The organism is Mycolicibacter terrae, assembly GCF_010727125.1.
In the GTDB taxonomy this organism is placed as follows: Bacteria; Actinomycetota; Actinomycetes; order Mycobacteriales; family Mycobacteriaceae; genus Mycobacterium; species Mycobacterium terrae.
Genome location: NZ_AP022564.1, coordinates 917,430 through 935,110 on the forward strand (window position 1 = coordinate 917,430; position 17,681 = coordinate 935,110).

The window sequence follows — 17,681 nt, forward strand, 5'->3', positions numbered from 1 at the left end:
AAGAGGGGAGGGGGGTAACGCTCGCCACATCGGCGCCGGTGCAGACTGGCAGGCGTGATTGTCGAGCATGGAGTGCTGCCCATTCGTCCCGGTCGGGAAGCCGAATTCGAAGCGGCGTTCGCCACGGCGCGGCCGCTGATCTCGGCCCAGCCGGGCTTTCTGGGGATTTCGATGTCCCGGTCGATCGAGTCGCCGAGCCTTTATCTGCTGCTGGTGCAGTGGGAGACTGTAGAGGCGCACACCGAGGGCTTCCGGAAGTCGCCGGAGTTCGCGCAGTGGCGCCAGTTGCTCCACGAGTTCTACGAGTCCCCGCCGATGATCGAGCACTTCGTCGCTATCGACTAGGAGGTGATATGCCCATGGACGCAAAGAAGGTCCTGGAATTCAATGCCCGCAACATCGCGGAGTTCCGCAGCAGCGGTGGCAAACTGGGCGGCCCGTTCGAAGGTGCCCCGGTCCTGCTGCTGACCACCACCGGGGCCAAATCCGGCCAGCCCCGTACCAGCCCGATGATGTATCTGCCCGAGGGCGACCGGATCATCGTGTTCGCCTCCAACGACGGCAAGGACAACCATCCCGGCTGGTATCACAACCTGCGGGCGAACCCGTCGGCCACGGTCGAGATCGGCACCGAGACTTTTCCGGTCACGGCCACGGAGATCACCGGCGCCGAACACGACCGGCTCTACGAGATCCAAGCGCAGCGCTACCCGGGGTTCGCCACCTACCGGGAACGCACCGACCGGGTCATCCCGGTCATCGAACTGACCAGAAGCGCGTCGTAAGCCGCAGCGCGATCCGCGGCGGGCCGCGTAGGATCTCGACGCATGGTTCGCCGTGCCTACGCTCATGACGCGGTCGTGGTGATGCGATCCGGTGGCACGGCGAACGCGCTGGGCGGGGCCATCACCAAAGCGCTGTGCGGAAGTTGGGATCATCCGCCGCCGTGCCCACTCGCGCCGCATCACACCGCAAACCGCGTCGCAGGTGACGACGTCACGGTGCGGGTGCTGTTCGCGGCAGAAGCCGCCGATGAACCACGCGTCCGCCTCCTGATCGACAAGGCACTTGCTGTCGGCGAATTGACCGGCCCCGACGGGCTGGTCACCACCTGGCGGCTGAAATCGACTGCTGCCGGCCAGATCCGGCCGGCCGAGCAAGACCGCGCCGCCGAACTGATCGCCCATCACTGAGCCGCCGCCGGGCTCGAGCTGCGGCCCAGGGCATCGAGGTTCGACGCCCCCATCTCGCGCGCCAGACACCACAGGGTCGCGGCGGCCGCCGCCCCGGCGCCGACCCGTCGGGCCAGCTGCACCGCCGCCGGAATGTCGGCGACGGTCGGCGTCCGCCCGCGCCCCATCCGTGCCCGGTCCTCGCGACGGTTGCCGTAGCTGTTGACACCTCCGAGTTGCAGGCCCAGTGCCCCGGCGAAGGCGGCCTCGACCACCCCGGCGTTGGGGCTGGGATGGAGGCGGGCATCGCGGTGCCACGCACGCACCGCGCCAACGGAATCCGGGCCTGCAATGGCGGCCAGCGCACCACTCAACCGGGCGGCCGGCAATCCCAGCAGATCATCGAGCCGGGCCGCCGCCCAGCCGAAGCGGCGGTAGCGGGCGTTGCGGTGGCCGATCATCGCGTCCAGGGTGTTGACCGCGCGGTGCGCCACCAGTCCCGGAACTCCGGCCGCCGCACCCCAGACGAAGGAGGCCACTACCGCATCGGAACTGTTCTCCGCGACGGATTCGACCACCGCGCGGGCGATCTCGTCCGGGTCCAGGCCGGCGGTGTCACGGCCGACGAGGTGCCGTACCCGGACACGGGCCCGGTCGAGGTCTCCGGCGTTCAGTAAGCCATGCACGGCGTGGGCCTCACGCTCCAGGGAGCGGCCGCCGAGCACCGCCCACGTAACCAATGCAGTCAGCACCGTACGCGCCAACGGGTTTCGGGACGAGCGTTCGGCGGCGTAGGCCAGACCGGTCGCCCCGGCCACCAGCAGCAGAACCTGGGCGGCGCCACTGGCGCGGCTGTCGCGATAAAGCCGCTGCTCCAACGCCATTGCGCACCGCGCGAACCCGGCGACCGGATGCCACCGGCGCGGGTCACCCCAGATGCGGTCTGCGGCGTAACCGAGCAGCAGCCCGAGCGCCCGGGCAGCCATCAGACGCGGACCCCGTCGAGGGCGTTCAGCAGCAGATCGGTCAACGCGCGGGGACGGGCCGCGATCCGCACCCAGGTGCTGTCCAGGCCGGGGAAGGTATCGGCGCGCCGCACCGCAATACCGCTGTCGCGTAACGCCGCATGCGCCCCGTGGCCGACCCGCGCCAGCACATAGGGCGCGGCGCCGGCAACGAATGGCACTCCGCGAGCGTCCAGCGCCGCGCCCAGCTCATCTCGCCACAGCGCCAATTGCCGTGCCCGGCGCTCGCTTTCGGCCAGGGCACGTGCATCCGAGCACGCCACCATGGCGGCCAGCGCCGGCGCCGATACCGACCAGGGGATCTGCAGCCGAGCGGCGTCGGCGATCAGCCCGGGGTCGCCGAGCAGATACCCGGCCCGCACCCCGGGAATCGACCAGTGCTTGGTCAGGCTGCGGCTCACCAGCAGCCCCGGATGGCGTTCTCCGGTAAGGGATTGCGGCGCACCGGGGATGGCGTCGATGAACGCCTCGTCGACCAGCACCACCCGCCCCGGCCGCAGCAAACGGCGCAGCGCCTCGGCAGGGTGCAAGACGCCGGTGGGGTTGGTGGGGTTGCCGACGACGACGAGATCGGCGTCATCGGGCACCGCGTCAGGGCACAGGGCGAAACCGTCGTCGGCACCGCAGAGCACAGCGCAAACGGTGTGGCCGGCGGCGACCAGTGCGGCGTGTGGCCCGGTGTACTGCGGGTGCACCACCACCGGCCGTCGCCACCGGCGCAACCGGGCCACCAGATCGAAGGCCTCGGATGCGCCCGCGGTCGGCAGCACCTCGTCGGCGCCGAGGCCATGGCGGGCCGCCAGGGCATCGCGGGCGGCGGACGCGTCGGGGTAGCCGGCGGCGTCGTCGAGGGATGCGTGCAACGCCGTATCGAGCCAGTCCGGCCGCGGACCGGCGTAGACGTTCACCGCGAAATCCACCAGCCCCGATCGGGCCTCGGCATCACCGTGATGATGCAGGTCCGGGCCGGTGAACGCATGCACCGCGTCGGCGAAGCGCTGGGCCAGCCGCGGATGCCCGGCCCAATGGGTGTGCAGGTAGGACGCGTGCAGGTTGGGTCCGCCGACGCCCTCCGGGCCATCCGGCAACTGCCAAGCCGCCGCCACGGGGCCGGCGAAAGTGACTTGGGTGCGGTGGAATTCATGCCCGGTCACCCGGTCGCCGGCTCGGGCCAGCAGGTTGTCCGCCGGCGCGGTGGCGGTGCGGTAGCCCAGGGTCAGCCGCGGCGACATCGCCGCATCGGCGGGCAGCGTCCCGACCCCCGGGACCTCATCGACCGTGCGGCACAGCCAGGCCAGCCCGCCGCATTCGGCGACCGTCGGCACCCCCGCGGTGATCGCCGCCCGCAGCGCCCCGAGCAGCGCGGTGTTGCCGGCCAACTCGGCGGCGTACACCTCGGGGAATCCGCCGCCCAGATAGATCCCGGCGGTCCCGGCCGGCAAGCACGAGTCGGTGAGCGGGTCGAAGCGGGTCACCTCGCAACCCGCGGCACGCAAGAGCTCGAACGTCTCGGTGTAGCCGAATGTGAATGCCCGCCCGCCGGCGACGGCCACCACGGGCCGTGCCGAGGATGCAGCGTGCACCTCGGCACCCGGATCCCAGGCCTGGCCTGCCACATCCGGTGCCTGTCGTGCCAGGGCCGATACCGTGTCGAGGTCCACATGCTGCTCGATCAGCCGGGACAGCCGCTGCAGCGCGGGACCGGATTCGTCGCGTTCGGCGGCCGGCACCAGCCCGAGGTGCCGCGACGGCGTGGCGACGTCCGCATCGCGTGGCAGCACCCCCAGCACCGGAATGCCGGTGGGGCGCAACGCGGCGACGACATCGTCGGCGTGCCGGGCGCTGCCGGCCTTGTTGAGCACCACCCCGGCGATGTGCACCGCCGGGTCGAAGCCGGCCAGTCCCGCCACCACCGCCGCGTGGGTCCGGGAGGCATGCGAGACGTCGACGACCAGCAGCACCGGGCTCGCCGTCAGCGCCGCGACGTGCGCGGTGGAGGCCTCACCGTCGGAACCGAGCCGGCCGTCGAAAAGCCCCATCACGCCTTCGATCACGGCGATATCCGCCCCGGCGGCACCGTGCAGCAGCAGCGGCACGATTCGGTCGGGGCCGACCAGGTACGGATCCAGGTTGCGGGCCGGGCGGCCGGTCGCCAGCGCGTGATAGCCCGGATCGATGTAGTCCGGGCCCACCTTGTGCCCGCTGACATGCAGGCCGCGCGCGGTCAGCGCCGCCATGAGCCCGACCGCCACGGTGGTCTTGCCGTGCCCGGATGCGGGCGCGGCCACCACCAGACGGGGCAGGGAAATGCCCACCAGGCTCACCATTCGATGCCGCGCTGACCCTTCTGGCCGACGTCCATCGGATGCTTGACCTTGGTCATCTCGGTGACCAGGTCGGCGATCTCGACCAGCTCCGGATGAGCGCGGCGCCCGGTGATGACGACATGCTGGTGGCCCGGCCGGCCGCGCAGGGTCTCCACCACGTCGTCGACGTCCACCCAGCCCCAGTTGATCGGGTAGGTGAATTCGTCCAGGACGTACAGGTCGTGGGTCTGTTCGGCCAGGCGGCGTTTCACCTCGGTCCAGCCGGCCACGGCGTCGCCCGCGTGATCCTCGGTGCTACCGGCCTTGCGGCTCCACGACCACCCCGAACCCATCTTGTGCCACTGCACCGGGCCGCCCTCGCCGGTCTCGTCGTGTAGGGCGCCGAGCCGTTCCAGTACGGTCTGCTCGCCGACGCGCCACTTGGCGGATTTCACGAACTGGAAGACACCGATGTCAAAGCCCTGACTCCAGCCGCGCAACGCCATCCCGAACGCGGCGGTCGACTTCCCCTTGCCGTCGCCGGTATGCACCATCAGCAGCGGGCGGTTGCGACGCTGGCGGGTGGTCAGGTTGTCGTCGGGTACCGTCAGCGGTTGTCCCTTCGGCATCAGGCGGCCCCCTTCACGATCTCGGTGAGTGCCTCCGCGCTCACCTGCGGCAGCGGCACATATTCGGCCCGTAGCTGCTCGGCCAGCGTGCGCGCCAAGCCGAGCCGCATCCGGCCGTTCTCGCAATCCACCACCACTGCCGAAAAACCCCGTTCGGCAAGCTGAACCGCGGCGCGGCGGGACCGCTTGACCGGATCCGCGCCAGCGGTGGCCCGACCGTCGGTCAGCACCACCAGCAGCGGGCGGCAGGACGGGTCGCGCAGCCGTTCCCGGCGGATCACCTCGCCGGCTTCGATCAGGCCCTCGGCCAGCGGGGTGCGGCCGCCGGCGGGGACCTCGTCGAGGCGCGCCGCGGCGATCTCCACCGAACCCGTCGGGGGCAGCACCAGCTCCGCCTTTGTGCCGCCGAACGTCACCACCGTTACCCGGTCCCGGCGGCGGTAGGCGTCGAGCAGTAGGGACAGGATCGCGGTCTTGACATGCCGCATCCGCTCGGCGGCGGCCATCGATCCGGAGGTGTCGACGACGAACAGCACCAGGTTGGCCTCCCGGCCCTCCCGGACGGCGCGGCGAAGATCCTCCGGCTGCACAAGCATCCGGCCGCCCACCCGGCCGCGGCCGCCCTGATGCGGTGCGGCGGCCCTAAGGGTCTCGAACAGGTGCAGTCCACCGGCGACGTTCGCCGCGGTGGCGCCCATCCGGCGGCCCGAACTGGTGCGGGCGCGGCTGCGTCGGCCGGAGCGGCCCGCTCCGAGCCCGGCGACGGTGAAAAGCCGTGCGCGGTAAGGGGAGTCGGCACCGACTGTCGAGGTGGAGCCTGGCTTGGCCGGCGCCGGACCGCTCTCATCGGGCGGTGCGGCATTCCCGCCGTCCGGCGGCCCATCGGGTTCGGGGTCGGGCTCGGGGCCGGAGTCCTCCGGCGGCAGCAGGTCGTCGAGCTCGGTCTCGTCGAGGCCGGGGGCGTCAAAGGGCTTGCGCCGCCGACGGTGCGGCAGCGCCAACCGGGCGGCAACCCGCAGATCCTCGAGATTGACCGCGTCGCGGCCCTGCCACGCCGCGTGGGCGACCGCGGTACGGGCACAGACGATGTCGCCGCGCAGGCCGTCCACCTCGAATGCCGCGCAGATCTCACCGATCTTGACCAGCGCGGCGTCGGTGAGCGGGACCCGCGAAAGCAACTGCTGCGCAGCGTGAATCCGGGTGCGCAACCGCTCTTCGGCGGCGGCGTACCTCGCCGCGAAACCCTCCGGATCGGCGTCGAAGGCCAGCCGGCGGCGTACCGCCTCGGCGCGCAACGTCGGATCGCGCGGCGCGGACACGTCGACGGTGAGCCCGAATCGGTCGAGAAGCTGCGGGCGCAACTCGCCTTCCTCGGGATTCATCGTCCCGACGATCACGAAGCGGGCGGCGTGGGTGACCGAAACCCCGTCGCGTTCGACGGTCAGCTTCCCCATCGCGGCGGCGTCCAGCAGCAGATCGACCAGGTGGTCGGCGAGCAGGTTGACCTCGTCGACGTAGAGGATGCCGCGGTTGGCGCGGGCCAGCAGCCCCGGCTCGAATTCGACTACGCCGGCACCCAGCGCCCGCTCCAGGTGTATCGAACCCACCACCCGGTCCTCGGTGGCGCCGACCGGAAGCTCCACCAGCCGCACCGGGCGGGTCTGAACGGCGGTGCCGGCGGGGAACGGGCCGTCGGGGGAGAGCGGGTCGGCCTCGGCGGGGTCGGAGGAGAACCGGTCGCCGGCCACCACGTCGATGGGCGGCAGTACCTGGGCCAGCGCGCGTACCAGCGTCGATTTGGCGGTGCCCTTCTCGCCGCGGATGAGCACCCCGCCGATGCCGGGGGAGATCGCGCTGAGTACAAGCGCCAGCCCCATGTCGTCGAGGCCGCCCGGGGCGTCCGGGTCGCCGCCGAGGACGGCGGGGAACGGGTACAGCTGTTGCATTGAGGCTCCGCTCGTGATGACCAACGTGTGTTGGCAACGCGAAGCCGGTATTCGGACTGACCGTGGCGCATCGATCACAACGCGCCGCGGAACACCGTAGCGGGCCTGTGTCGGACTCACACCGACTTCCCTGGCACTTCGCGCCGATACCCTAACACCGACCGAAAGGACAACCAGAGATGAGTGCACCCGAAGCAGACCTGACCGGATGGATCGCGGAGCCGTTCACCGGAGGAAGTTTCACCCACGATGTGCACCGCAAGGGGCAGGGGCCGGGGGTGGTGCTGATCCCGGAAATCCCGGGATTGCATCCCGGAGTGTTGGGACTGGGAAATCACCTGGTGGACAACGGGTTCACCGTGGCGATTCCCTCGTTATTCGGCCGGCCCGGTAAGGCGATCACGCCCGGCTACGCGCTGACGACGATCGCTCGCGCCTGCGTGACCCAGGAGTTCGCCGCGTTCGCCACCGACAAACAGCGTCCGGTCACCCAGTTCCTGCGGGCGCTCGCCCGTGACCTCAACGAGAAGACTCCCGGCAAGGGCGTCGGGGTCATCGGCCAGTGCTTCACCGGGGGCTTCGCGCTGGCCGCCGCTGTCGACGACGCCGTGCTGGCCCCGGTGCTCAGCCAACCGTCCGTGCCGATCCCGCTGACGCTCAGCCGCCGCCGCGACCCCGGGCTCTCCGAGGTCGAGTTGGGGGTGGTCGCCGACCGCGCCGCCAACGATGGGCTGTGCGCGCTGGGCCTGCGGTTCAGCGAGGACAAGATGGCCCCCGGCGACCGGTTCCAGACGCTGAAGGCGCGACTCGGTGACGCCTTCGAGGTGATCGAGATCGACTCCTCGCCGGGCAACCCGCACGGACTGTCCCGGATGGCGCACTCGGTGCTCACCGATCAGGTCCGTGAGGTCGACGGCCACCCCGCCTACGAGGCGCGCAAGCGGGTGGTGCAGTTCCTCACCGAACGGCTGACCTAGCGGTGCCTGCCGCGCTACCCATCACCGTCGTCGGGATCGGTGCCGACGGCTGGGCCGGACTTGCCGGGTCGGCGCAGGAGACGGTGCTGGCCGCCGACGTCGTGATCGGTGCGCCGCGCCACCTGGATCTTCTGCCCGCGGTCGACGGCCAACAGCGCCACAGCTGGCCATCCCCGCTGCGGGCCGGGCTGCCCGCGCTGGTTGAGGAGCTGGCGGGGCGGCGGATCGTCGCACTGGCCTCCGGCGACCCGCTGCTGTCCGGCGTGGGCAGCACGCTGATCGCGCTGCTGGGCACCGATCACGTCACCGTGGTCCCGGCGGTCTCCTCGGTAGCGCTGGCCCGGGCCCGGCTGGGCTGGCCGGCCGAGTCGGCGGCGGTCATCAGGGCCGGCGACGTTCATGCCGTACTGCGCGAGCTGGTGCCCGGCCGGCGGGTGCTGGTGCTCTCTGCCGATGCGACGACACCCGCGCAGCTGGCAGCCCTGCTCGTCGAGTGCGGCTACGGACCCAGCCGGATGACGGTTCTCGGCGACCTGGGCGGCGAGGCCGAGTCGAGGTTGGAGTTCACCGCCGAGACGTTCACCGGCGATATGCCGCGGCTCAACATCGTCGCCCTGGAGCTGGCCGGCCCGCCGGGTTCGGGCCGGGGATGGGTGCCTGGCTTGCCAGACCAGGCCTACGACCACGACGGGCAGCTCACCAAACGCGACCTGCGGGCCTCCGCGCTGGCGCGACTGTCACCGGCGCCCGGACAGCTGCTGTGGGACGTCGGGGCCGGCGCCGGTTCGGTCGGCATCGAATGGATGCGTGCCCACCCGAGCTGCCGCGCCATCGCAGTCGAGGTGAACCAGACCAGGGCGCAGCGTATTTCGGATAACTCCCGGAACCTCGGGGTGCCGGCACTGCGGGTGGTCTGCGGCGCGGCCCCGCAGGTGCTGGCTGAGCTGCCCGCGCCAGACGCTGTCTTCGTCGGCGGCGGGCTGAGCCGGCCCGGGGTCCTTGACGCGTGCCTGACCCGCCTACGGCCCGGTGGGCGACTGGTCGCCCACGCCGTCACGCTGGAAACCGAGGCGCTGTTGGTGGCGGCCTACCGCGCCCACGGCGGCGAGTTGACCCGCATCCACGTCGAGCACGCCGCACCGTTGGGTTCCTTCACCGGCTGGACGCCGGGGCGTGCGGTCACCCAGTGGGCGCTCACGACGTAACAGGACCCGCCGATCGTGTACTCCCTGCGAGATCTCGCGCGATTTTCGCAGTGATTACACGCTCGACGCGCCAGTGGCCGACTAGTGCCCCGGGGACCGGTCCCGGGCCGGGTCGTAGAGATGGCTCTCACCGGCGCACGGATCGGGTAGTTCCGCGAGAGCCCTGCCCACCAGAATCACCGCGGCTGAGCGCAGGCCCGCCGCCTCGACCCCGTCCGCGATGCCCTCGACCGTCCCGCGCAGTACCAGCTGATCGGACTGCGAGGCGCGGTAGACCACCGCCACCGGGCAGTCCGCGCCGTACTCGGGGGCCAGTTCGGCCATCAGCGCCCGGATGCGGGTGATCGCCAAGTGCAACACCAGCGTGGCCTGCGTTGCGGCGAACGCCGATAGCGCCTCGCGCTGCGGCATCGCGGTGGAGGCGGCCTGGATCCGGGTCAGCACCACAGACTGCGTCACCAGCGGAACTGTGAGCTCGCGGCCCAGCACGGCGGCCGCCGCCGCATAGGCCGGCACCCCGGGAGTGATGTCCCAGGGCACGCCCGCCGCATCGAGCCGCCGGGTCTGCTCGAAGACCGCACTGTAGAGCGACGGATCGCCTGACACCAATCGCACCACCCGCCGACCGGCCCGCTGGGCCGCGACGATGCGGCCCACGATCGCATCCAGGTCCAGATCGGCAGTATCGACGAGTTCTGCTGTGCTGGAGCATTGTCCAAGAACACCCGGGTCCAGGTAGCTGCCCGGGTAGAGCACCATGTCGGCGTCGGCCAGCAGTCGCGCGGCGCGCACGGTCAGCAGATCGGCGGCCCCCGGCCCGGCGCCGACGAAGTGAACGGTCAGCGAACCCATCGCGGCGTCCAAACCTGACCTGAGCCGTTGACCCGCGTGGACGATGCCCCCACCAGGACAAGACATTTCATGTCGATCGCATCGGTGTCCAGGTTGCCGAGCGTGGTCACGCCCAACGACTGCTCGGCGCGGCCGATGTCGCGCCCGACCACCACCACCGTCTGCGGGTCGCGGTGCTCCAGCAACACTTTGCGGGCCATCGCGATCTGGTCGGGCCGGGCGCGTGACGCCGGGTTGTAGATCGCCAGCACCAGATCGGCGTCGGCGATCGCCCGTAGCCGGGCCTCGATCACGGCCCACGGCTTGAGCCGGTCCGACAGGCTCAGTACCGCGAAGTCGGCACCGATCGGCGCGCCGGCCGCCGCGGCCACCGCCTGCACCGCCGAGACGCCGGGCAACACCCGCACCGAAATATGGTGATAACGCTCGTCTTCGGCCGCCTCGAACACCGCCGATGCCATACCGAATACTCCCGCATCCCCGCCGGAGACCACCGCCACCTTCTCGCCGCGGGCGGCCAGATCCAGTGCGAAACGGGCCCGGTTCAGTTCGACGGTGTTGCCCGAGGTGTGCCGCTGCAATCCTTCGCGCTGTGGCACCCGGGCGACATAGGGGCCGTAGCCCACCACGTGGTCGACGTTCTCCAGCGCGGCGGCGGCCTCGCCGGTGAGCCAGCCCTGCGGGCCCGGACCGAGGCCGACCACAAGAAGTTCGGCGGCGGAACCCACCGGCTCAATGACAGCGGCGGTCTGGTCGGCCGGTGTCCGGGAGCGCTGCCCGTTGCGGGAATCCCCGTCGACCACGATCAGCGACAGGTACGGAACGCTGGCTTCCTCCACCTCGGCGACGGGCAGCCAGCGCTGTTGCGGGTGACTGGCCCGCTCGACGTAGTACGCGTGCTCCAATCGGCCCGCGGCGGCCAGCGCCCGGCGCACCGCCGGGAAGGTGCGGCCCAGTTTCATGATGATGGCACCGTCGGTGTCGGCCAGCCGCATCGCCAGCTCATGCTCGCCCAGGGTGCCCGGCAGCACGGTCAGCACATCGGTCTGGCGCACCAGCGGCATCCCGAGCGCTGCGGTGGCGGCGCTGAAAGCCGGTACGCCGGGGATGATCTCGGTGTCGAAACGCGCCGAAAGCCGGTCGTGCATGTACATGAACGAGCCGTAGAACAGCGGATCGCCCTCGGTCAACAGTGCCACGGTGCGACCGGCATCCAGGTGGGCGGCCAACCGGGAGGCGGACTGCTCGTAGAAGTCGGCGAGCGCCCCGGCATAGCCGCCGGGGTGGTCGGTGACCCCGGTGGTGACCGGGTAACGCAGCTCCTCTTCGATCACTCCGGCTCGGATCAGGTCGGCGGCGATGGTGCGCGCATACGACGCCTTGTTGACGCCGGCGTGGTAGGCCACCACGTCGGCGTCGGCGATGATCCGGGCCGCCTTCCGGGTGATCAGCTCCGGGTCACCCGGACCCAGGCCCACGCCATAAAAACGGCCGGTCATGCTGTGTCTTTCATTCGGCATCCGAGGCCAGGGCATTCAACGCCGACGAGGTGATCGCCGACCCACCGCGCCGGCCGCGCACGGTGACGAACGGGATATCGACGCCGTGCTCGTGCAGGGCGGCCAACGCCTCCTTGGACTCGGCGGCGCCGATGAACCCCACCGGGCAGCCGACGATCACCGCCGGGCGCGGCCCGCCGTCCAGGATCAGCTCCAGCAGATGAAAGAGCGCGGTGGGGGCGTTGCCGATCGCGACGACGGCGCCGGCCAGCTCCGGCTCCCACAATGAGACCGCCGCCGCCGAACGGGTGGTGCCCCAGTCCTGCGCCAGGCCGGGAACGCGTTCGTCGCGCAGGTAGCAGCGCACCTGGTTGCCGGCGGGCAGCCGCCCGGCGGTCACCCCGACCGCCACCATCCGGGCATCGCAGAGGATCGGCGCGCCGCCGTCGAGTGCGGCCCGCCCGGCGGGCACCGCATCGGGATGAATCAGCAGGTCGGTGGCGACGTCGGTCTGGCCCGCACCGTGGATCATCCGCACCGCGAGCCGCTCGGCGTTCGCGGGGATGTGAGACAGGTCGGACTCGCGGCGGATGGTCGCGAACGATTCGATGTAGATCGCCGGGCCGTCGTCGAGGTAGGAATACCGCTTCGTGGGACGTGTCATGGGCCTCGTCACGGATTCGTCTCCTGTGCATCGGGGATGAAGACACCTTGCCACGGCGTCACCACAAGGTCGGTGTACGCCAGCAGCGAACGCCCGTGCTCCGGCGTGAGCACGCCGCCGGGGACCGGCACGTGGGTGCCGCCGGGCACCGGGCCACAGGGTAGTGGACCCGACGGGTCGGGCAGGCGCGCGTCGGCGGCGTGAACGTCGCCGAAGGGCGCGCGAAGTTCACGGATATGCCAGGGTGCGTCGGGCCCGTCGCCGCGGGCGGCCTGGAATGCGCGTGCCAGGGCGGCCAGTTGTTCGGCGGCGTCGGCGACATGGACGACCGCGCCCCAGTTCTCGCCGGCCCGCAACTGTGCCGCGGTGCCGCTGAGCGCCACCAGGCCTGCGTCGGCGGTTCGGTCGATCAGGTCGCCGCGGCCGTCGTCGAGGACAAACAGGAAGCGCCCCGGCAGCCGACCCAGCTGCGGGTCGCCACAGAGCAGCGCATCGAGCCGCTGCGCCACCGGGCGCAGATCGACGCGCCCCCCGGCATACCCGGTCTGCGGGGACACCAGGATGTTGCGGACCAGCTCGTGGCTGCGTGAGGGCAGCAGCCCGGTGGATTCGATGGCGGCGACGACAGCCGGATCAAGCCGCCCCTCGCGGCCGGGCAGGCCCCGCAGTTGCAGGTTGGCCCGGGTGGTCAGGTACACCGAGCCGTCCGCGAACTCGACGCTGACCTGCAGGAGCCGTTGCAGCGACGCCACCGGCAGCCGCCCGCCCACCAACCGCAACCGCACCAGCAGCCCGTCCTCGGCGGGCCAGGGCCGCAGCACCCCGGGGCACCGGTCGGCTCTTCTTCTCATCCGTCACATCCGTCACGCTGGAGACGATGTGTGTCAGGTGCCCGCCTCACAGCGACAACCCGGGCCGGTGTCGCCGCACGAGCGGGTGCGTTGGAGTGCACGGCCCGATTGTCGCTCAGAGGCGGGCAATCACCGCATAACCGCCCGCCGGTGACGGGTGGGGCAGATGGTGTTCAGCCCGCCGTCAGCGCCGCCACCGCCGGCCCGAACATGCCGGTCTTGATCGCGCCCAGGGTGCCGGGGTCCTTCCCGGCCAGCGGCCGCAGCGCCTCGATCGCGGCGGTGGTCACCGCACCCTCGCCGGCCGTGTCGTCGACGATGCCCGCCGCCGCGGCGTCCACCCCGCCGAAGCGGCGGCCGGTGGTCATCGACGCCACCTGCGCCTGCGGGGTGAGCTTGGCCTGGATCAGCGCGGCCATCCCGGGGGTGAACGGAATCCGGATGTCGACCTCGGGGAAGCAGAAGAAGCCGCGGTCGGCGCGCATCACCCGGAAGTCGTGGGCGATCGCCAGCATTGCGCCGGCCCCGAACGCATGCCCGACCACCGCCGAGGCGGTCGGGATCGGCAGGGTCAGCACCTTCGCAAGCAGGGCGTGTACCCGCCCGACGTACCAGTCGCCGCGGTCACTGTTGGCGGCCAGCCAGTCCAGGTCCAGGCCGTTGGAGTAGAACTTGCCACCCGCGGTGGTGACCAGGCCGTGCGCCTCCCCCTTTTTACTGGCGCCCACCACGTCGTCGAGCACGGTATCGATCTCGTCGAGAAAGCCGGGGGAGAAACGGTTTTCATCGTCGCCGAGGTCCAGTACGGCGATCTTGTCGTCATAGGTCAGGTTCACGCGGGGGGTTCCTTTCTCGGTCCGACGGCCAGGACGGCTCGCACGGCGGCGTGTAGCTGGGCGCGGGCGTTGCTGCTGCCCAGCCGGTTCCGGCTGAGCACGATCGCGGTGGGGAGGTCGACCACGCAGGCGGTGATGGTGTCGACGGCGGGGCCGTCGCGACGGTCCCAGAGGGCGGCCGCCAGCCGGATCAGCAGCGCGACCAGCTCGGCCTCGACACCGCGCAGCTGGGCGGCGACCTCGTCCGGCAGGTCTTCGTCGAGCAGGGCGTCGTGCCGGATCGCCTGCAGCAGCCGGGAGGCGTCGGGGTGCCGTTCGGCGAAAGCCACCGGGGCGTCGGCGGCCGCGATCACCGCGTCTATCGGTTCCGCTGCGGCGCTCACCAGCTCGCTCTGCAGCGCCAGGAAGCGCCGCGCGGCCCGCAGCCAGGCGGTGGCCACCAGCCCGGCCCGCGAGCCGAAGCCGTGGTAGACGGCGCCGTTGGAGGCGCCGGTCGCCTCGCCGACGGCGCGGATGGTCACCGCGGCGGGGCCGGACCGCGCGGCCAGCGACTCGACGGCGTCCAGCACCCGATCGGGGTCGTGCACGCGCGGGCGGGGCATGGCGGCCACCATAACAGAGCAAACGCTCTGTTACCAGGTGCGTCCTTCGGCCCGGGGGCGTGACAGGATCGAGCAATCATGAGCACTTCCCGATCCCGCCCCGTCGTCTTCTCCGGCGTTCAGCCCACCTCGGCGTCGCTGCACCTCGGCAACGCGCTGGGGGCGATCACCCATTGGACGGAACTGCAGGACGATCACGACGCGCTGTTCTGCGTCGTCGACATGCACGCCATCACCGTCCCGGGATGGGACCCCGAGGCGTTGCGCCGCAGCACGCTGGTGACGGCCGCGCAGTACCTGGCGCTCGGTATCGACCCGGCCCGCAGTGCGATCTTCGTGCAGAGCCATGTGCCGGCCCATGCCGAACTGGCCTGGGTGCTGGGCTGTTTCACCGGATTCGGGCAGGCCTCACGGATGACGCAGTTCAAGGACAAGTCGCAGCGGCAGGGTTCGGACTCCACCACCGTGGGTCTGTTCACCTACCCGGTGCTGATGGCCGCCGACGTGCTGCTCTACGACACCGATGTGGTGCCGGTCGGCGAGGATCAGCGCCAGCACCTGGAATTGGCCCGCGACGTCGCGCAGCGGTTCAACGCCCGTTTCCCCGACACCTTCGTCGTGCCGGAGCCGATGATTCCCAAGGCCACCGCCAAGATCTACGACCTGGCCGACCCGACGTCGAAGATGAGCAAGTCGGCGGCCACCGACGCCGGGCTCATCAGCCTGCTCGACGATCCGGCGCGCAGCGCCAAGAAGATTCGCTCGGCGGTCACCGACTCCGAGCGCGAGATCCGCTACGACCCGGAGACCAAACCGGGGGTGTCGAACCTGCTGACCATCCAGTCGGCGATCACCGGTGCGAGCGTCGAGAAACTGGTGGACGGCTACGCGGGCCGCGGCTACGGCGACCTGAAGAAGGAGACCGCCGACGCCGTCGCCGAGTTCGTCACGCCGATCAAGGCCCGCGTCGACGAACTGCTGGCCGATCCGGGTGAGCTGCAGGCGGTGCTGGCCGCCGGCGCGCAGCGGGCTCGGGCGGTGGCCGCCGGGACCCTCGCGCGGGTGTACGACCGGGTGGGATTCCTTCCGCCGCCGGCATGAGTAAGGACGTGACCGATCGCTCCAAGCCGGGCATCATCGACCGGCTGCGGGCGCGCTACGGCTGGTTCGACCACGCGGTGCGGGCGCAGGAGCGCTACGACAACTGCCAGGGCAACTTCTTCGCGGCCGGGATGAGCTACTACACCATCTTCGCGTTGTTCCCGCTGGCGATGGTCGGGTTCTCCGTCGGTGGCTTCCTGTTGTCGCGGCGGCCCGAGGTGCTCGACGAGATCGAACGCCGGATCAAGCGCTCGGTCCCCGGCGAGTTCGGCAACGAGCTGGTGACCCTGATGGACACCGCGGTCGGATCGCGCGCCTCCGTGGGTGTGATCGGTCTGGCGGCGGCCGCCTGGGTGGGCCTGACCTGGATGGCCAACCTGCGCGAGGCGCTCTCCGAGATGTGGGAGATACGTTCGCAGAAGCCGGGTTTCGTCTCGGCAAAGTTGTCGGACCTGGTTGCGATGATGTGGGCGTTCGGTGCCATGCTCCTCACCATCGCGCTGACCGCGCTGGCGGACCCGAAGCTGATGCGCAAGATCCTGCGCTGGTCGGGTGTGCCCGACTTCGATCTGCTGGGCGCGCTGCTTCGGGTGGCGTCGTTGGGGATGGCGGTGGCGGTGTCGTGGCTGCTGTTCACCTGGATGATCGCCAGGCTGCCCCGCGAGTCGGTGAGCCTCGCCAGCGCGGCGCGGGCCGGCGCGATCGCCGCGGTCGGCTACGAACTGTTCAAACAGGCCGGCTCGGTGTATCTGCAATCGGTGGTCAACGGCCCGGCCGGGGCGGTGTTCGGTCCGGTGTTGGGACTGCTGGTGTTCGCCTACGTCACCGTGCGGCTGATCCTGTTCGCCACCGCGTGGGCAGCGACTTCGTCGGACAACCTGCGCACCGACCGACCTGCCTGAGGCGGCGGCGGTGTGGCCGGTTCCCCAAACCGGTGGCAGGGGCTACGGTTGGCCGAGATCCGACTTCGACACGCCCGAGCCGTCTCGGCCCGAGGGAGGAGAACGGTATATGGCGCGTGAATCCGCCTGGCCTCGCCTTCGTGTGGAGGACTGGGGGCCGACCCGGGACACCCTGCACATGTGGACCCAGATCATCGGCAAAGTCCGCCTGGCGCACGCACCATTGGTGAACCACTGGTGGCAGGTCACTCTCTATGTCACCCCCCGGGGGCTGACCACGTCGGCGATACCGTACGGCGGCAATGTCTTCGACATCGAATTCGACTTCATCGAGCACCGGCTGGGGATCCGGGACAGCTCCGGTGCGGCCCGCGCCATTCCGCTCCGGGCTCAGTCGGTGGCGGAATTCTACGGCGCGGTCATGTCCGCGCTGGACGAGTTGGGCCTGCACACTGCGATCCAGTCCCATCCCAACGAGGTCGAGCCGGCCGTTCCGTTCGCCGAGGACGTCGAGCACGCCTCCTACGATCCGCAGGCCGCCCAGCTGTTCTGGCGGCAACTGGTGCAGGCGCACCGGGTGCTGGGACGATTCCGCTCCCGCTTCGTGGGCAAGTCCAGTCCCGTCCATTTCTTTTGGGGTGCAATGGATCTTGCCTGTACACGGTTCTCCGGACGTGGCGCCCCCACGCACCCCGGGGGCGCACCCAACTGCGGGGACTGGGTGATGGTGGAAGGCTACTCGCACGAACTCAGTAGCTGCGGATTCTGGCCCGGGGGTGGGGAGGAAGGCGGCTTCTACGCCTACGCCTACCCCGAACCCGATGGCTTCGCCGACCATCCGGTCCGGCCCGCGGAGGCGTTCTACAGTAAGCAGATGGGTGAATTCGTGCTGCCCTACGAGGCGGTGCGGCAAGCGCCCGACCCGGACTCGCTGCTACTGGACTTCCTGCAGGACACCTATGAAGCCGCTGCGGTGCGCGGCAACTGGGATCGGGCTGCCCTCGAAGATGACCCGGATCGCTGGCGGGCGAAGTCGCGTGGCCGAATGCCATCGGCCGGCGCCGGTCCTGGCCTGGTTTAGGCCGCCGGGCGACCGCGCGGGCCGAAGCCGTCG

18 protein-coding genes and 1 riboswitch are annotated in these 17,681 nt (G+C 70.7%); of the genes, 8 read left to right on the forward strand and 10 right to left on the reverse strand.

All coding sequences use genetic code 11. The features are described from left to right. Positions 1 to 54: 54 nt before the first annotated feature. Genes G6N23_RS04415 through G6N23_RS04425 form a run of 3 tightly spaced genes read left to right on the forward strand, consistent with a single transcriptional unit; the run spans position 55 to position 1,193 of the window. A complete protein-coding gene (locus tag G6N23_RS04415) occupies positions 55 to 345 on the forward strand; it encodes an antibiotic biosynthesis monooxygenase family protein (protein WP_085259846.1) in 291 nt (96 codons plus the stop codon). Between the two features lie 8 nt (positions 346 to 353). Further along, on the forward strand, positions 354 to 785 hold the full coding sequence (locus tag G6N23_RS04420) for a nitroreductase family deazaflavin-dependent oxidoreductase (protein ID WP_372508915.1): 432 nt from the start codon (positions 354 to 356) through the stop codon (positions 783 to 785). 42 nt (positions 786 to 827) lie between these two features. After that, positions 828 to 1,193, forward strand: a complete 366-nt coding sequence (locus tag G6N23_RS04425; protein WP_085259848.1) for a hypothetical protein — start codon at positions 828 to 830, stop codon at positions 1,191 to 1,193. Here G6N23_RS04425 and cbiB read toward each other — a convergent pair. From cbiB to G6N23_RS04445, 4 genes are read right to left on the reverse strand one after another with little or no spacing between them, the layout of a single operon-like run. Next, entirely contained in the window at positions 1,187 to 2,158 is a 972-nt protein-coding gene (gene cbiB / locus G6N23_RS04430; RefSeq protein WP_095173982.1) for an adenosylcobinamide-phosphate synthase CbiB, read from the reverse strand. The two genes, G6N23_RS04425 and cbiB, sit on opposite strands and share 7 nt — an antisense overlap. Then, positions 2,158 to 4,512, reverse strand: coding sequence for a bifunctional hydrogenobyrinic acid a,c-diamide synthase/histidinol phosphate aminotransferase CobBC (locus G6N23_RS04435; RefSeq protein WP_234808515.1), 2,355 nt, complete (start codon positions 4,510 to 4,512; stop codon positions 2,158 to 2,160). The genes cbiB and G6N23_RS04435 overlap by 1 nt, the downstream gene beginning before the upstream one ends. A gap of 5 nt (positions 4,513 to 4,517) precedes the next feature. Continuing rightward, on the reverse strand, positions 4,518 to 5,132 hold the full coding sequence (gene cobO / locus G6N23_RS04440) for a cob(I)yrinic acid a,c-diamide adenosyltransferase (protein ID WP_085259851.1): 615 nt from the start codon (positions 5,130 to 5,132) through the stop codon (positions 4,518 to 4,520). Beyond that, positions 5,132 to 7,078: a magnesium chelatase subunit D family protein gene (locus tag G6N23_RS04445; RefSeq protein WP_085259852.1), complete on the reverse strand. Its 1,947-nt coding sequence runs from the start codon at positions 7,076 to 7,078 to the stop codon at positions 5,132 to 5,134. Before G6N23_RS04445 ends, cobO begins: the two co-directional genes overlap by 1 nt. Before the next feature lie 25 nt (positions 7,079 to 7,103). Continuing rightward, positions 7,104 to 7,234, reverse strand: a riboswitch (cobalamin riboswitch). A 23-nt stretch (positions 7,235 to 7,257) separates the two neighbouring features. On the opposite strand from G6N23_RS04445, the gene G6N23_RS04450 reads away from it, so the two are divergent. Together G6N23_RS04450 and cbiE are read left to right on the forward strand one after the other, a co-directional pair. Continuing rightward, positions 7,258 to 8,055, forward strand: coding sequence for a dienelactone hydrolase family protein (locus G6N23_RS04450; RefSeq protein WP_085259853.1), 798 nt, complete (start codon positions 7,258 to 7,260; stop codon positions 8,053 to 8,055). Positions 8,056 to 8,057: 2 nt separating this feature from the next. Next, positions 8,058 to 9,260, forward strand: a complete 1,203-nt coding sequence (cbiE, locus tag G6N23_RS04455) for a precorrin-6y C5,15-methyltransferase (decarboxylating) subunit CbiE (RefSeq protein ID WP_085259854.1) — start codon at positions 8,058 to 8,060, stop codon at positions 9,258 to 9,260. 81 nt (positions 9,261 to 9,341) lie between these two features. On the opposite strand, the gene cobM is transcribed toward cbiE, so the two are convergent. The 6 genes from cobM to G6N23_RS04485 form a co-directional block, all read right to left on the reverse strand. Beyond that, positions 9,342 to 10,112, reverse strand: a complete 771-nt coding sequence (gene cobM / locus G6N23_RS04460) for a precorrin-4 C(11)-methyltransferase (RefSeq protein ID WP_085259914.1) — start codon at positions 10,110 to 10,112, stop codon at positions 9,342 to 9,344. Next, positions 10,100 to 11,611, reverse strand: coding sequence for a precorrin-2 C(20)-methyltransferase (locus G6N23_RS04465; RefSeq protein ID WP_085259855.1), 1,512 nt, complete (start codon positions 11,609 to 11,611; stop codon positions 10,100 to 10,102). The genes cobM and G6N23_RS04465 overlap by 13 nt, the downstream gene beginning before the upstream one ends. A gap of 10 nt (positions 11,612 to 11,621) precedes the next feature. Beyond that, the gene (locus G6N23_RS04470; RefSeq protein ID WP_197701531.1) at positions 11,622 to 12,275 is read right to left on the reverse strand and encodes a precorrin-8X methylmutase; all 654 of its coding nucleotides are present in this window, start codon (positions 12,273 to 12,275) and stop codon (positions 11,622 to 11,624) included. A gap of 8 nt (positions 12,276 to 12,283) precedes the next feature. Beyond that, complete coding sequence (locus G6N23_RS04475) at positions 12,284 to 13,126, reverse strand: ferredoxin-like domain-containing protein (protein WP_085259857.1); 843 nt, start codon at positions 13,124 to 13,126, stop codon at positions 12,284 to 12,286. Positions 13,127 to 13,299: 173 nt separating this feature from the next. Continuing rightward, the gene (locus tag G6N23_RS04480; protein WP_085259858.1) at positions 13,300 to 13,962 is read right to left on the reverse strand and encodes an enoyl-CoA hydratase-related protein; all 663 of its coding nucleotides are present in this window, start codon (positions 13,960 to 13,962) and stop codon (positions 13,300 to 13,302) included. Then, positions 13,959 to 14,564 (reverse strand): TetR family transcriptional regulator, encoded by a 606-nt coding sequence (locus G6N23_RS04485; protein ID WP_085259915.1) that lies wholly within the window; start codon positions 14,562 to 14,564, stop codon positions 13,959 to 13,961. Before G6N23_RS04485 ends, G6N23_RS04480 begins: the two co-directional genes overlap by 4 nt. 78 nt (positions 14,565 to 14,642) lie before the next feature. On the opposite strand from G6N23_RS04485, the gene trpS reads away from it, so the two are divergent. From trpS to G6N23_RS04500, 3 genes are all read left to right on the forward strand, one after another. Further along, positions 14,643 to 15,665 carry a tryptophan--tRNA ligase gene (gene trpS, locus G6N23_RS04490; RefSeq protein WP_085259859.1) on the forward strand — a complete coding sequence of 341 codons (1,023 nt, stop codon included), beginning with the start codon at positions 14,643 to 14,645 and terminating at the stop codon, positions 15,663 to 15,665. Further along, positions 15,662 to 16,567 (forward strand): inner membrane protein YhjD, encoded by a 906-nt coding sequence (gene yhjD, locus G6N23_RS04495; RefSeq protein WP_085259860.1) that lies wholly within the window; start codon positions 15,662 to 15,664, stop codon positions 16,565 to 16,567. The genes trpS and yhjD overlap by 4 nt, the downstream gene beginning before the upstream one ends. 109 nt (positions 16,568 to 16,676) lie before the next feature. Continuing rightward, positions 16,677 to 17,648, forward strand: coding sequence for a DUF5996 family protein (locus tag G6N23_RS04500; RefSeq protein ID WP_085259861.1), 972 nt, complete (start codon positions 16,677 to 16,679; stop codon positions 17,646 to 17,648). Positions 17,649 to 17,681: the final 33 nt, after the last annotated feature.